At 44.6% G+C, this 14,031-nt stretch carries 16 protein-coding genes and 2 riboswitches; of the genes, 11 read left to right on the top strand and 5 right to left on the bottom strand.

Annotated features, from left to right (window positions below):
* Positions 1 to 381: 381 nt before the first annotated feature.
* Positions 382 to 1,128 (bottom strand): ZIP family metal transporter, encoded by a 747-nt coding sequence (locus LRR81_RS18820; protein ID WP_231790948.1) that lies wholly within the window; start codon positions 1,126 to 1,128, stop codon positions 382 to 384.
* Positions 1,129 to 1,274: 146 nt separating this feature from the next.
* On the opposite strand from LRR81_RS18820, the gene LRR81_RS18815 reads away from it, so the two are divergent.
* Positions 1,275 to 1,544, top strand: a complete 270-nt coding sequence (locus LRR81_RS18815) for a DUF2573 family protein (protein ID WP_231790947.1) — start codon at positions 1,275 to 1,277, stop codon at positions 1,542 to 1,544.
* 199 nt (positions 1,545 to 1,743) lie between these two features.
* On the opposite strand, the gene LRR81_RS18810 is transcribed toward LRR81_RS18815, so the two are convergent.
* Both LRR81_RS18810 and LRR81_RS18805 read right to left on the bottom strand, forming a co-directional pair.
* Entirely contained in the window at positions 1,744 to 2,091 is a 348-nt protein-coding gene (locus LRR81_RS18810) for a spore coat protein (RefSeq protein ID WP_231790946.1), read from the bottom strand.
* Between the two features lie 15 nt (positions 2,092 to 2,106).
* On the bottom strand, positions 2,107 to 2,364 hold the full coding sequence (locus tag LRR81_RS18805) for a hypothetical protein (protein WP_231790945.1): 258 nt from the start codon (positions 2,362 to 2,364) through the stop codon (positions 2,107 to 2,109).
* A gap of 226 nt (positions 2,365 to 2,590) precedes the next feature.
* Between LRR81_RS18805 and LRR81_RS18800 the strand changes: the two genes are divergently transcribed.
* Positions 2,591 to 3,508: a proline dehydrogenase family protein gene (locus LRR81_RS18800; protein WP_231790944.1), complete on the top strand. Its 918-nt coding sequence runs from the start codon at positions 2,591 to 2,593 to the stop codon at positions 3,506 to 3,508.
* 30 nt (positions 3,509 to 3,538) lie between these two features.
* On the opposite strand, the gene LRR81_RS18795 is transcribed toward LRR81_RS18800, so the two are convergent.
* Both LRR81_RS18795 and LRR81_RS18790 read right to left on the bottom strand, forming a co-directional pair.
* Entirely contained in the window at positions 3,539 to 4,069 is a 531-nt protein-coding gene (locus tag LRR81_RS18795; RefSeq protein WP_231790943.1) for an AAA family ATPase, read from the bottom strand.
* A 96-nt stretch (positions 4,070 to 4,165) separates the two neighbouring features.
* Positions 4,166 to 4,318 (bottom strand): YuzL family protein, encoded by a 153-nt coding sequence (locus tag LRR81_RS18790; protein WP_231790942.1) that lies wholly within the window; start codon positions 4,316 to 4,318, stop codon positions 4,166 to 4,168.
* Between the two features lie 191 nt (positions 4,319 to 4,509).
* Between LRR81_RS18790 and LRR81_RS18785 the strand changes: the two genes are divergently transcribed.
* The 9 genes from LRR81_RS18785 to LRR81_RS18745 all read left to right on the top strand — a co-directional run bounded on the left by LRR81_RS18785 (position 4,510) and on the right by LRR81_RS18745 (position 13,741).
* Entirely contained in the window at positions 4,510 to 6,894 is a 2,385-nt protein-coding gene (locus LRR81_RS18785; RefSeq protein WP_231790941.1) for a 3-hydroxyacyl-CoA dehydrogenase/enoyl-CoA hydratase family protein, read from the top strand.
* A gap of 15 nt (positions 6,895 to 6,909) precedes the next feature.
* Positions 6,910 to 8,085 carry an acetyl-CoA C-acetyltransferase gene (locus tag LRR81_RS18780; RefSeq protein ID WP_231790940.1) on the top strand — a complete coding sequence of 392 codons (1,176 nt, stop codon included), beginning with the start codon at positions 6,910 to 6,912 and terminating at the stop codon, positions 8,083 to 8,085.
* Positions 8,086 to 8,114: 29 nt separating this feature from the next.
* Positions 8,115 to 9,899 carry an acyl-CoA dehydrogenase family protein gene (locus tag LRR81_RS18775; protein ID WP_231790939.1) on the top strand — a complete coding sequence of 595 codons (1,785 nt, stop codon included), beginning with the start codon at positions 8,115 to 8,117 and terminating at the stop codon, positions 9,897 to 9,899.
* A 164-nt stretch (positions 9,900 to 10,063) separates the two neighbouring features.
* Complete coding sequence (locus tag LRR81_RS18770) at positions 10,064 to 10,420, top strand: arsenate reductase family protein (RefSeq protein ID WP_231790938.1); 357 nt, start codon at positions 10,064 to 10,066, stop codon at positions 10,418 to 10,420.
* Positions 10,421 to 10,479: 59 nt separating this feature from the next.
* Positions 10,480 to 10,863, top strand: coding sequence for a glycine cleavage system protein GcvH (gene gcvH / locus LRR81_RS18765; RefSeq protein ID WP_231790937.1), 384 nt, complete (start codon positions 10,480 to 10,482; stop codon positions 10,861 to 10,863).
* Positions 10,864 to 10,909: 46 nt separating this feature from the next.
* A complete protein-coding gene (locus tag LRR81_RS18760) occupies positions 10,910 to 11,164 on the top strand; it encodes a YusG family protein (RefSeq protein ID WP_408631626.1) in 255 nt (84 codons plus the stop codon).
* 198 nt (positions 11,165 to 11,362) lie between these two features.
* The gene (locus tag LRR81_RS18755) at positions 11,363 to 11,710 is read left to right on the top strand and encodes a toprim domain-containing protein (protein ID WP_231790935.1); all 348 of its coding nucleotides are present in this window, start codon (positions 11,363 to 11,365) and stop codon (positions 11,708 to 11,710) included.
* Positions 11,711 to 11,731: 21 nt separating this feature from the next.
* Positions 11,732 to 12,031 carry a thioredoxin family protein gene (locus LRR81_RS18750; RefSeq protein WP_231790934.1) on the top strand — a complete coding sequence of 100 codons (300 nt, stop codon included), beginning with the start codon at positions 11,732 to 11,734 and terminating at the stop codon, positions 12,029 to 12,031.
* A gap of 220 nt (positions 12,032 to 12,251) precedes the next feature.
* A riboswitch (SAM riboswitch) is annotated at positions 12,252 to 12,354 on the top strand.
* A 70-nt stretch (positions 12,355 to 12,424) separates the two neighbouring features.
* A complete protein-coding gene (locus LRR81_RS18745; protein WP_231790933.1) occupies positions 12,425 to 13,741 on the top strand; it encodes an O-acetylhomoserine aminocarboxypropyltransferase/cysteine synthase family protein in 1,317 nt (438 codons plus the stop codon).
* A gap of 94 nt (positions 13,742 to 13,835) precedes the next feature.
* Positions 13,836 to 13,945: riboswitch (SAM riboswitch) on the top strand.
* Positions 13,946 to 14,031: the final 86 nt, after the last annotated feature.

Genomic DNA, 14,031 nt, shown 5'->3' with positions numbered 1-14,031 from the left:
CTTCAAAATGCTATTTACATGCGGGTTTGCTCATTTTATTTGCAGGTTTTAAAGATTTATTTGCAGCTTTTCGACTTTTATATGCGGCTTTTGGAAATTTATATGCAGCTTGTCAAGTTAACGTGCAGCATTCTAGTTTTCCATGCGGGTCTCAGATTTAACGTGCAGCATTCTAGTTTTCCATGCGGGTCTCAGATTTAACGTGCAGCTTCCCAATTTTCCATGCGGGTTTCAGATTTAACGTGCAGCTTCCCAGGTTTACATGCAGTCTACTAAGTTTACCTGCAGCTCCAAGTGCCCCATCCTGCTCGCCATTGTCCCGTGCAGTCCCCCATACCACCCGCATTCATTTATCACCTAACTCCAAACAAATCCCCAAACCTATTCAAGCTGAGAAAGTATCAATGAGACAAGCAGTCCAAGCGAGGAGATCATCCCGACAATCGGTCCGCCTTCTTCAAAGGCTTCAGGCATCATCGTGGCAGCCACCATCGCGATAATGCCGCCTGCTGCGAAAGAGCTGATAACGGCAAGCAGGGCAGGTGAGGCGCTGGCAAAGAGGGCAAATCCAAGTAAAGAACTGACTGCTGCGATAACCGTAACAATAATCCAGAGAATAAAGACTGTTTTTCGGCTGTGGCCCGCTTTCCTCAGTCCAACTGTACTGGACAGGCCTTCAGGGAAATTGCTGATTAGGACGGCAGCGACCATAAGAACGCTGACACCCTGGCCCTGGAGAAGGCTGACCCCTATGATGATGGATTCCGGGATGGCATCGATCAAGGTTCCGATAAAAATACCTATACCAGATTGGTTCTGATCCTGGTTCTGGCTGCTGTCTTTAGCGCCTGATCTTTTTCTGTGTTTGCCTCCGCTTTTTGAGATGAAGTATTCTGAAACAGTAAATAAAAGAGCTCCGCCCAGGAAACCGAGGGCAGAGGGCAGCAGGCCTCCGCTTTCTACAGAGTCTCCGAGCAAATCGAAGGATGCCGCCCCGATAAGCACGCCTGTTCCAAACGACATGATCCAGCCAATCACTCTGGTTGGAATTTTTAAAAATAAGGCCATTAATGCTCCAATAAAAATAGAGGATCCTGCAAAGGCTCCCCAGCCGGCAGCTTGAAACATGCCATTCACATCCTTCCGAAATGGTTTTCAATGAGCTGTTTCCCTTTTTACTAAAATCCTTAACCTAAAGGCTATGCGATGTTGGGAAGACCCTGAGATTTCAGCTATACTAAATGTAGAAAAACAATTGAAAGGAGGACAGGCGCATGGATGAAAAACTGAGCGGACAGATGGATGCGCTGGTTGAAAAGTATACGGAGCTGATGCTTGGGGAGTCGAATCCAGAAGACAAGAAAAAAGTAGAGATGTGGATTCTTTACACGTATATTTCCAAATCAATGCCGCAGCTTGCAAGGCATTGGAACAGCGAGTTTCCGGATGGAAAAAAAGAGATGATTGCTGTCATTCAGGAAATCAAAGCGCTGAATGATGAACTCCGAAAAACCAATACCGGCCAGCAAAAAGAGCCTGAATAATTTATTCAAGGCTCTTTTGTTACCATATAAAAGCTAAGAAATATACGCTGAAAGGTTTTTTTAAGAAATTGATTTGTCCAGCTCCAGCGGCTAGCCCGATCTGAGTCGCTTCACAAAAATCCAAAAAGTCAAACCCAGACTTTCTGGATTTTTGCTCCAGCGCTTGTCGGGGCTGAACGAGCCGCTTGCGCTTTTCTTGTCAATGATTCATATCGTTATACGGAGACTGCTGCTGCATATACCTTGAGAACTGCTGATAAGACTTCTGAATGGCCTGCTGATCAGCGGGCTCCAGCTTATACCAGCCATGCTTGAACATTAAGTCATAAAGGTCCCGCTGGCATTTTTCTGTTTCATCGAAAATTCCCTGAATTTCCTGATACAGATGATTGTTTGAAAACTCGTGAAGTGCTGTGCTGTATGAATTGGTCATATATTTTTCAGTCGCAAGCATGTCATTGACAAAGTCTCTCTCATTCATTTGAGGAGTTTTCGGAATTTGCGTTTCCTGATTGCCGACTTTATTCTGATTTTGATTTTGGTTCATGATGATTCACCTCTCTTATTGAATCTGCTGCTGATTGCCGTTTTGCAGTAACTGCAGGATTTGCTGGTAATGGCGGCTGTGCATTTCTCCAGCCTGGGTCAAGCCGTCTGCGAGCTCCTGGTTCTGGCACTGGCCTGCGTAGAAATGGGCTTTTTTCATGGCTAGAAGGTTCCAAGTGAGCATGTCTGTAATGTATAAGTGGTCTTTCGTTGAAATCATATCTGGCGGCTGCTGCATGGTTCCCTGCTGATTTTGGCTATTTTGCTGCTGCATGAGCGGTATCCTTCCTCTCTTGTAGATTCCCCTTTATCGTGCCTAAAGGAAGAAAATTCTATTCAAATGATTAGGTGACACCATGCGACAAAATAGACGAATATTTATATCCAAATATAGAAAAAAGTGATACAATGAAGAAAATAATGAATGCGCTTCATTAGGCAAAAATGGTAAATTTTTATTATTTGAAAATAATGTATGCGTTTGCAGGGAGGTACCATCTATGGAACAGGTCATGCGCGATTTCTTTTTGTTCCTTTCCAAAAACCGCGGCTTAACGAAAGTGGCTAAAAAATACGGTTTGCGCTTCGGAGCTGGAAGGTTTGTAGCCGGCGAAACAGTTGATAAAGCTGTTCAAGTTATTCAGCAGCTGAACTCTAAAGGACTGGATGTAACCATTGATTATCTTGGTGAGTTCGTAGATAACGCTAAAGAAGCCAATGAAATGGCCGACAACTCCATATTAGCCATTGAGGCAATCGGGAAAAACAACCTCGGCTCTCAGCTGTCATTGAAGATGACGTCTATGGGTCTTGATATATCCGAACAGCTTGTGATGGATAACATGCGGAGAATTCTTGAAGCAGCAAAAAGAAATGGCGTATTTGTCACCATTGATATGGAGGATTTCTCCCGCTGCGCCAAAACCATTGAAATATTTAAGAAGCTGAGAGAAGAATACGATAATATCGGCACTGTTATTCAGGCGTACCTTTACCGGACAGAAGAGGACATCAAGGACTTGAATCAGTACAGTCCGAATCTAAGGCTTGTTAAAGGAGCATACAAAGAATCTCCGAAAGTAGCGTTCCCGGAGAAAAAAGATGTAGATGATAACTTCAAAAAAATTATTAAAATGCATCTTCTGAACGGAAATTATACAGCGATTGCTTCACATGATGAAGCGATCATTGATTATACAAAAAAGCTTGTGGAAGAGCATAATATTCCATATGATCAGTTTGAGTTTCAAATGCTTTACGGCATCAGGCCTGAGCGCCAGCTTGAGCTTGTTGAAGAAGGCTACAGGATGAGAGTTTATGTACCGTACGGAACAGATTGGTACGGCTATTTCATGAGAAGGCTGGCAGAACGTCCGGCTAATGTAGCGTTTGTCCTGAAGGGCGTATTGAAAAAATAATGAGTGCAGCCGCCTCTTGAGGCGGTTTTTTTATTCAATCACTATTTCCCCTTCACCGTCAGGCTCCTCAAATCCCTTCAGGTAGGAACCGAGAATTTCTTCTGTGATCGGAAAGGCAGCATTGGCATCAAATCGTTTGCTTCTGATGGCAAGTCTTCTCCGGAGCTCATGAGACGGCACCTTCAAGTAAACAAGCTTCCAAAAACCGCTCCCGTCTTCAATCAGCTGCTTATACTCATTCCTTCGCTGCCGCTGCCAAAAACTGAAATCCACCACTGTATTCTTTTTGTTTTTCACATGCATGCAAAGCTCCAGCCGGAGTTTTTTCTCTGCTGTTTCTTTCAAATCTTCGTATTCCAGAGGAGAAAAGTCTATTCCGTATTTGCCGTTTGTTTTCCATATTTCTTCATCAATGGAAAGCCTGATAAACCCAAATTGTTCGAGCTCCTTGGCAAATGTGGTTTTGCCGGATCCTGCAACACCGCACATAAGGACAGCTATAGGAGAATTTATTTTTTGGCGGCTGATGATTTGTTTTATTACTTCTTCAGTAGACGGCATTTTGATCACCTCTAAAAATCTTATTCGTTTTTCGCTTCCATTCTTCCTGCCAAAGAAAAAAGCCCTGCAGAATATCAGCAGGGCATCTCATGAAAATTATTTGTTTGTGTCCATATTGCGCTTTCCGTACTGCTGATTAGTGCTTGTTCTTTTGCCGCCGCCGTCCATTTCATTCACCGGGCCTGCGTCACCTTTAACGCTTGCAGCGCTTACGCCTGCTTTTGAAGGATTCTTTTTCAGTCTGGCCATCTTGCTCACCTCCCTTAATAACATGCCTATAGCCATAAACTTCATGCAGAAGAGATGATTGTGCCAATTCTTTACATGAAATTCCGGCAAATGTATTGAACAAATTTTCTAAATCTTTTATATTAGTAACAGAGGAACTTTTTTTTGTGAAAAAAATGAATGAGCATTCATTCAAATAAGGAGGAAGACAAATGGTCCAGCAAATTAAGAAAGCAGCAGTACTGGGCTCTGGGGTTATGGGATCAGGAATTGCCGCACATTTGGCAAACATCGGAATCCCTGTCATGCTTCTGGACATTGTCCCGAAGGAAGCTTCGGAAACTGAACTGAAAAAAGGGCTGACACTTGAAGACAAAGCGGTAAGAAACCGTTTTGCAGCAGATGCCATTCAAAAGCTTGTAAAGCAAAAACCGGCACCGCTTGCATCGCGGGACAGCCTTAGCCTGATCACTGCGGGAAATTTTGAGGATGATCTTCCAAAAATTTCTGATGCAGACTGGGTCATTGAAGTTGTTGTAGAAAACCTTGATATAAAGAAAAAAGTATTTGCACAGGTTGATCAATATCGAAAAAAAGGAAGCATTATCAGTTCCAATACCTCAGGCATTTCCATCAATGCGATGTCAGAAGGCCGGTCAGAGGACTTTAAAAAGAATTTCCTTGGAACGCACTTTTTTAACCCGCCGCGCTACTTAAAGCTCTTGGAGGTCATACCTGCAGAAGCGACTGACCCTGCCATAGTAGAATTTATGAAAAAGTATGGCGAGGATGTCCTTGGAAAGGGCGTCGTTCTTGCAAAAGATACGCCTAACTTTATTGCAAACCGCATTGGCACATACGGGCTGCTTGTAACAGTGAGAGAAATGCTTGAAGGAGGCTACAGCGTCGGTGAAGTCGATTCCATCACAGGCCCGCTGATTGGAAGGCCGAAAAGCGCTACCTTCAGAACACTGGATGTTGTTGGACTGGATACTTTCAGCCATGTGGCGAAAAACGTCTATGAAAGCATTGATGATAAAGAAAAAGAAGTATTCAGCCTTCCGCCGTTCATCCATCAAATGATTGAAAATAAATGGATTGGAAGCAAGTCTGGACAGGGCTTTTTCAAAAAAGAAGGCAAAGAGATCCTGGAATTAAACCCTGAAACGCTGCAATATGAAGAGCGCAAGCGGTTAAAAACAGCTTCAACAGAAGCCGCGAAGCAGGCTAAAGGCTCAGGGAATAAATTGAAAGCGCTTATTTATGCAGATGACAAAGCAGGCCAGCTGCTTTGGAAAACAACTATTCCAACTTTGCTGTACTCCGCAAAGCTGAATGGCGAAATCGCAGATGACATCACAGGCATAGACAAGGCAATGAAATGGGGCTTTGGCTGGGATAAAGGGCCATTTGAAATCTGGGATGCCATCGGGGTAGAAAAATCTGTTCAAAAAGCAGAAAGCGAAGGCTATGACATTCCAGCCTGGGTAAAAGAGATGCTGGCAAAAGGGCACAGCACATTCTATCTTCATGAAAACGGCGTCAGATTCTTCTATAAAGACGGTGAATACCGCAGAGAAGCATCAAACCCTAAAAACATTCATTTGAAAACATTAAAAGAAACAAACGGCGTTATTAAGAAAAACACTGGTGCAAGCCTGATCGATATCGGTGATGACGTGGCACTGCTTGAATTCCATTCGCCGAACAATTCCATTGGTCTTGATATCATTCAAATGATCAATTATGCAATTGAAGAAACAGAACGCAACTACAGAGGACTTGTAATCGGAAACCAGGGCAAAAACTTCTGCGTCGGTGCAAACCTCGCGATGATCCTGATGGAAGCACAGGATGATAATTTCTTCGAAATTGAAATGGTTGTGAAGCATTTCCAGCAGGCGATGATGAATATCAAATACAGCCCTAAGCCGGTTGTAGCGGCACCGTTTGCCATGACGCTCGGAGGCGGTGCAGAGGTTTGCCTGCCGGCAGCAAGAGTTCAGGCAGCATCCGAAACCTACATGGGACTTGTTGAAGCAGGCGTTGGCCTAATCCCTGGAGGAGGCGGCAACAAAGAGCTTTATATCAGCCACCTGAATGCCATTCCGAAGGGCATGGATTTTGACCTTCAGGACGTGGCGAACAAAGTGTTCGAAACAATTGCCATGGCGAAGGTTTCCACCTCTGCTGCAGAAGCAAGGGAAACGAACTTTCTGAATGCAAAAGACCAAATCAGCATGAACAGCGATCATTTGCTGCATGATGCGAAGCGCACAGTCCTTCAGCTCGATGAAAACGGCTATTTGCCGCCTGTACGCAAAAAAATTCCGGTAACTGGGGAATCAGGCTATGCAGCGCTTCTGCTTGCGGCTCACTCTATGAAGCTATCCGGATTTATTTCAGAGCATGACGTAAAAATTGCTAAAAAACTGGCATTTGTCCTTGCCGGAGGAAGAGTGCCATTCGGTACAGAAGTTGATGAGCAGTATTTGCTTGATCTTGAAAGAGAAGCTTTCCTCAGCCTCGTGAGTGAAGGAAAGTCTCAGCAGCGCATGCAGCACATGCTTGTAAAAGGCAAGCCGCTGCGCAATTAAAAGGGGGGAGCACAAATGAGAGAAGCAGTTATCGTAGCAGGTGCAAGAACACCTGTCGGGAGAGCAAAAAAAGGAACATTGGCAGCTGTCCGCCCTGATGATCTTGGCGCTTTAACGGTAAAGGAAACCCTTAAGCGAGCGGGAGGATATGAAGGGAATATTGATGATCTTATCATCGGCTGCGCAATGCCTGAAGCAGAGCAGGGCCTTAACATGGCAAGAAATATTGGAGCGCTTGCGGGACTCCCTGACACTGTCCCAGGTATAACGATTAACCGTTATTGTTCCTCAGGGCTTCAAACGATTGCCTATGCGGCTGAGAGAATCATGCTCGGACATGCGGACACAATCATTGCAGGCGGTGCGGAATCCATGAGCCTTGTGCCGATGATGGGGCACACGGTCCGTCCAAATATTAAACTTGCTGAAGAGGCGCCTGAATATTATATGAGCATGGGCCACACCGCTGAGCAGGTAGCTTCCAAATTCGGCGTTTCAAGGGAAGATCAGGATGATTTCGCTGTCAGAAGCCACTTAAAAGCAGCGGCTGCCATAAAGGATGGAAAGTTTGAAGATGAGATTGTTCCAGTAGAAGTAACCCGCAGAAGTGTCGGACCTGATAATAAAATTCAGGAAAAAAAGATTCTTTTTTCACAGGATGAGGGTGTCCGTCCCGGCACAAACATTGAAACGCTAGCAAAGCTGCGCACAGTTTTCTCAACAAAGGGATCCGTCACAGCAGGAAATTCCTCACAGACAAGTGACGGTGCGGCATCTGTAATGGTAATGGACAGAGAAAAAGCAAGCGCATTGGGCCTTGCTCCTATGGTTAAATTCCGGTCCTTCGCAGTAGGCGGCGTGCCTCCTGAAGTAATGGGAATCGGGCCTGTTGCAGCGATACCGAAAGCGCTCAAGCTTGCCGGACTCGAGCTTTCCGATATTGGGCTGTTTGAACTGAATGAAGCCTTTGCTTCACAGGCGATCCAGGTCATCCGCGAGCTCGGAATTGATGAGGAGAAAGTGAATGTTAATGGAGGCGCTATTGCTCTTGGCCATCCGCTGGGCTGTACTGGAGCGAAATTGACGCTTTCTCTTATACATGAAATGAAGCGCCGCAATGAACAGTTTGGGATTGTTACGATGTGCATTGGCGGCGGAATGGGAGCCGCTGGAGTGTTTGAACTTGTTTGATCACAATAAAGGAAAATGGGGGAGTAATCATGGCACAAACAGAACAAAAAATTTTTAAAGGCGGCAGCTTCCTGCTTGAAGAAGTTTCTCACCAGGAAGTATTTACACCAGAGGATTTTACTGAAGAGCATAAAATGATCGCGAAAACAACGGAAGATTTCGTTGTGAATGATGTTCTGCCGCACATTGATGAAATTGAAAACCATCAATTTGATGTTTCTGTCAAACTGCTGAAGCAGGCTGGAGAGCTTGGACTTCTTGGAGCAGATGTACCTGAAGAATACGGCGGGATCGGGCTGGACAAAATCAGCTCAGCGCTTATTACAGAAAAGTTCTCCCGTGCCGGCGGCTTCTCACTTTCATTTGGTGCACATGTCGGAATCGGCTCCTTGCCGATTGTCCTGTTCGGAAATGAAGATCAGAAGAAAAAATATCTTCCTTATCTTGCAACAGGAGAAAAGCTTGCGGCTTATGCTTTGACTGAGCCAGGTTCAGGTTCTGATGCCCTTGGAGCAAAAACCACAGCGAAGCTTAATGCAGAAGGCACGCATTATGTACTGAACGGTGAAAAACAGTGGATTACAAACTCAGCTTTTGCAGATGTATTTGTTGTATACGCTAAAGTTGACGGCGAGCATTTCTCAGCATTTATAGTAGAGCGTGAATTCCCAGGCGTTTCAACAGGTCCAGAGGAAAAGAAAATGGGGATCAAAGGATCTTCAACAAGAACGCTTATTTTGGAAGATGCCATGGTGCCGAAAGAAAATCTTCTTGGGGAGCTTGGAAAAGGGCATGTTATCGCGTTTAATATCCTGAATATCGGCCGCTACAAGCTGGCTGTCGGTACGATCGGCGGCTCTAAGCGCATCATTGATGTTTCCGTAAACTACGCGAACCAGCGCCAGCAATTCAAAACACCAATCGCGAAGTTTTCCCTCATTCAGGAGAAGCTGGCGAATATGGCTTCAAGACTTTACGCAATGGAAAGCTCTGTTTATCGGACAGTCGGCCTCTTTGAAAGCCGTATGGGACTGCTGTCTGACGAAGAAACAAAAGACGGAAGAGCTGTCGCGGCTTCCATAGCTGAATATGCGATTGAGTGTTCTTTGAACAAAGTATTCGGTTCTGAAACACTTGATTATATCGTTGATGAAGGCGTCCAGATTCACGGCGGATACGGGTTTATGCAGGAATATGAAGTGGAAAGAGCATACCGCGATTCGCGCATCAACCGGATCTTTGAAGGAACCAACGAAATCAACCGCCTGCTTGTGCCAGGCACATATCTCCGCAAAGCAATGAAAGGCGAGCTTCCATTGCTGCAAAAAGCACAGGCTCTTCAGGAAGAGCTGATGATGCTGATGCTGGAGGAAGTTGGGGAAGGTACACTTGAGCAGGAAAAATACCTGCTGAAAAACGCCAAGAAAATCGGTCTGATGATTGCAGGTCTTGCAGCTCAGAAGTATGGAGAAAAACTGCAGCAGGAGCAGGAAGTGCTTGTCAACATTGCAGATATTGTCAGTGCGGTATATGCGATGGAATCAGCTATTTTGCGCACAGAAAAAGCAATTGCAGCAACTGGAGAAGAGAAGAGCAGCCAGAAACTGCTGTATACACAAGTTTTCTGCCAGGAAGCGTTTAATGAGATTGAAGGTCATGCAAAGGAATCCCTTGTTGCGATCGAAACAGGCGATACACTGCGGATGATGATCTCAGCGCTTAGAAAATTCACACGCCATACCCCAATCAACGTTATTGCGAAAAAACGCGAAATTGCAGCAAAATTGATTGATGCAAACCGTTACGTAAACTAAATGACAAGAAGAAGGGCTCTCTCAGGTAAAGCGGGAGAGCCTTCTTTATTTTAAGCGGTATTTGGCTAAAATAACAATGACAGAGTTTTGGCACTTCCTGTTATGCTTGACGGGCTGATTATGATAATATGTTGATGAGAGTGAAAAAGCAGGTGGTGTTTAACATGAGCTTAACATTTTACTGGTATCCGAAATGCGGAACTTGCCGAAAAGCTAAAAAATGGCTTGAGGAGCATGGCCAAACGCTTCAGGAAGTACATATTGCCGAAAACCCGCCTTCGAAAGAGGATTTAAAGAGGCTGCAGGAGGAAAGCGGGCTTGAGCTGAAGAAACTGTTTAATACAAGCGGCATGAAATACCGGGAGCTATCTTTGAAGGACAAGCTGCCGGAAATGAATGAAGAAGAAATGCTTGAACTTTTAGCCTCAGACGGCATGCTGATCAAGCGGCCGATTACATCAGACGGCAAAAATGCGACTATTGGTTTTAAGGAAGAGCAGTTCCAGGAATTCTGGTCTTAAAGAAGAGGGTTTTCAGCCTTTTCTATAAATAAAAAGTGGATATGTGGAGGGAATTAAAGATGAATACACCGAAAGATTTGCGTTATTCTGAAGAACATGAGTGGGTAAAGGTTGAAGGCGATAACGTGCGTGTGGGCATCACACATTTCGCTCAATCAGAGCTTGGAGATATCGTATTTGTTGAGCTTCCGTCTGTAGGAGACGAAATTAAAGCAGACGAGCCGTTCGGCAGTGTAGAATCTGTTAAAACAGTTTCTGAGCTCTACGCTCCAATCAGCGGTAAAGTAGTGGAAGTAAATGGGGATCTTGATGACAGCCCTGAATTCGTAAACGAATCACCATATGAGAAGGCGTGGATGATCGTGATCGAGCCGAAGGACACAAATGAAATCGACAGCCTGATGACAGCTGAACAATACGAAGAAATGACAAAAGAAGCTTAATTACATGACACATTGCCGACTTGGACATCCTAAGCAAAAAAGGAGGGTGTTCAAGTTGGCATTTGAAAAAAAACGGCTGGAGATTACGGACCGGGTGACAGGGAAATTCCTTGAAGGACAGCTTCATCTGTATGCAAATGATGAACAAATCGGCCGGATGACATCTGGTCCGAACGGCAGTCAAGTTGAATTAAAAGAAGGTTATGAGCACGAAAGCAATCGTTTTTACCAAATGGCTGATACAACCACTGGCCAAACCCAGCAGTATGTTGACTGTGACGATGAAAACGGCTGGTGCTGATGCGGACGGCAGTGGATTGATCCACTGCTGTTTTGCTTTTTTATCAGAAAAGAAATGATAAAATTCCACCTTAGCTCGCTCGATTGCTAAGAGATCAATGATGTCCAGTTCCAGCGCTTTTCATGGATGCACTTTTCTTATGAAACTGCCGCACTTTCTTGAATATAGTAAAGAAATACTCTTTTAACAGGTGATCATATGTCATTAGCTGAGCTTGAAAAGGTTATTATTGTTGAAGGCAAGTCAGATAAACGAAAGCTGTTGGATGTGCTCAATGAAAGTGTGGAAATCATCTGCACCAATGGGACAATCAGCCTGACAAAGCTTGATGAACTTATTGATAGCTATTTTAACAAAGATGTCTATGTGCTTGTGGATTCTGACGAGGCAGGGGAAAAGCTTAGAAAGCAGTTTAAAAGAGAATTCCCTGAAGCCTCCCATCTGTATGTTGACAAAATGTACCGGGAAGTGGCTTCAGCTCCTGAACATCATATTGCCTCGATTCTCCTCGGCGCTAATATTGATGTGCAGGCAAAATTTTTATAAAGAGGTGTCTCTTTTCATATAATGGTTGAATTAACAAAGCAGGAACTGGATCAGGCTGTCCAATCAGAAGGCAGATTTTCGCTTTATTTGTATACGCCTTTCTGCGGTACATGCCAGCTGGCAAAGCGCATGCTGACGATTGTGGAAGAAGCCCTTCCAGAAGTTCAAATCAATTCAAGCAACTTAAATTACCTTCCGGAGCATGCAGCAAAATGGGAAATAGAAAGCGTTCCTTGTCTGCTCCTTTTTGAAGATGGCAAACTGATGAAAAAGGTTTATGCCTTTCAATCTGTCGAATATTTGTATCAATTGCTGAAATAAACGGTTCCTTCGGGGAACCGTTTATTTTTTTTTGCGCTCTTTTGCAGTATTCTTTCTATTTCCCGGAAAATAATAGACTTTGCAAAAATGGTGTCAGAATTTCCAGGTTTTAAAGTATCTTCTTTCATTTGAGAAAAAAGAGTTCAGCAGTTTTTTTGCGGCGCTTTAAAAAGGCACTTGAAAAAACAGGAATTTTATTTTAAAATTAAGAAAATTCAATTATTTATCAAGAGTGGCGGAGGGAATGGCCCAATGAAGCCCGGCAACCGGTCCTGCGATACGGTGCTAAGTCCAGCAGAGTGCATGACTCTGAAAGATAAGAAGAGCCGGCCGTGTGTTAAACCTCTTCTTCTGAAGAGGTTTTTCTATTTATATTAATCAGGAGGCGGGAAAATGGCTGAACAAACCTACAGGCAGGAAACGATTGGCATTCATGGAGGGCTGACAAAGGATCCGGTAACAGGAGCGCGAGCTGTGCCGATTTACCAAACAAACGCGTATTTGTTTAACAGCACTGAGCATGCGGCAGGTTTATTTGCTCTGCAGGAGCAGGGCTATATTTACACAAGGATTCATAACCCGACGGTCACTGTACTTGAAGAACGAATCGCAGCACTTGAAGGAGGCATTGGCGCTCTAGCCACTGCGAGCGGCATGTCTGCGATCACACTTGCTATTTTAAACGTGGCGCATGCTGGAGATGAAATTGTGGCTTCTTCCTCCTTATATGGAGGAACGTATAATCTTTTTGCCAACACGCTTCCGAAGTACGGCATTAAAACGATTTTTGTAGATTCAGCAAATCCTGAAAATCTCCGGCAGGCAATCACGCCAAGGACAAAAGCCATTTTTGGAGAAACAATTGGAAATCCCAGTCTTCAAGTGCTGGATATTCAGGCAGCAGCTGATGTTGCCCATGAGTCGGGGATTCCGCTGATCGTTGATAATACATTCGGAACTCCGTATCTTTGCAAGCCGATTCAGCATGGAGCAGATATTGTGGTCCATTCTGCAACGAAATGGCTGCTTGGAAACGGCACTGCTCTTGGGGGAATCATTGTAGATGGAGGCAGGTTTGACTGGAACTCGCTGAAATTCCCCGGATTTACCGAGCCTGATCCAAGCTACAATAATCTCGTCTATGCGGAAGCGCTTGGAGAAGCGGCCTACATAGCAAAGGCAAGAGTCCAGCTGCTGCGCGACCTTGGACCCGCGATCAGCCCGCAAAATGCCTTCCAATTTACATTAGGGCTTGAAACCCTTCATGTGAGAATGAAAGAACACATCGCCAATACCGCGAAGGTCGTTCAGTATTTAGAGGAACATCCAGCAGTGGACTGGGTGCTGTATCCAGGCCTTGAAAACCATCCTTCTAAACCGCTTGCTGACAGATACTTGCCAAAAGGGGCAGGCGCTGTTGCTGTATTTGGCATAGCCGGCGGCAGGGAAGCAGGCAGCAAATTAATTAACAGCGTGAAATTATGGTCGCACGTCGCTAATGTAGGCGATGCGAAAAGCCTTATTATTCACCCGGCAAGCACTACCCACCAGCAGCTTGATGGGGAAAACTTGATAAAAGCGGGGGTCACAGAAGATCTGATTCGCCTCTCGGTTGGAATTGAACATATCGATGATTTACTTGAAGATTTGGAGCAGGCCATTGAAGCGGCAACTGGCCAAACTTCAGCTGTGTCTTTTAAAACTATTTAAAAAATCAGCAAACTTATGATTGACCCGCCAATTTGCCCATGATATAATCACCTTCGTACCTAAGATATGGTTATTTAATTGAATATTTGATGTTCTCTTATCAAGAGAGGTGGAGGGAAGTGCCCGATGAAGCCCGGCAACCGTCAGTTTACTGAAATGGTGCCAATTCACACAAAACAGCTCAGCTGTTTTGAAAGATGAGAGAAAGGCGAACTTACCGATAACAAGCCTTTCTGCTCATTTATGCAGAAAGGCTTTTTTTGTTCTCATTTGAATTATAGGAAAAAGAA

The sequence above is a fragment of the Metabacillus kandeliae genome (assembly GCF_021166585.1).
GTDB lineage: Bacteria > Bacillota > Bacilli > Bacillales > Bacillaceae > Metabacillus_B > Metabacillus_B kandeliae.
The sequence above is the reverse complement of the archived record's forward strand: the minus strand, read 5'-3'. Positions and strand labels throughout refer to the sequence as shown.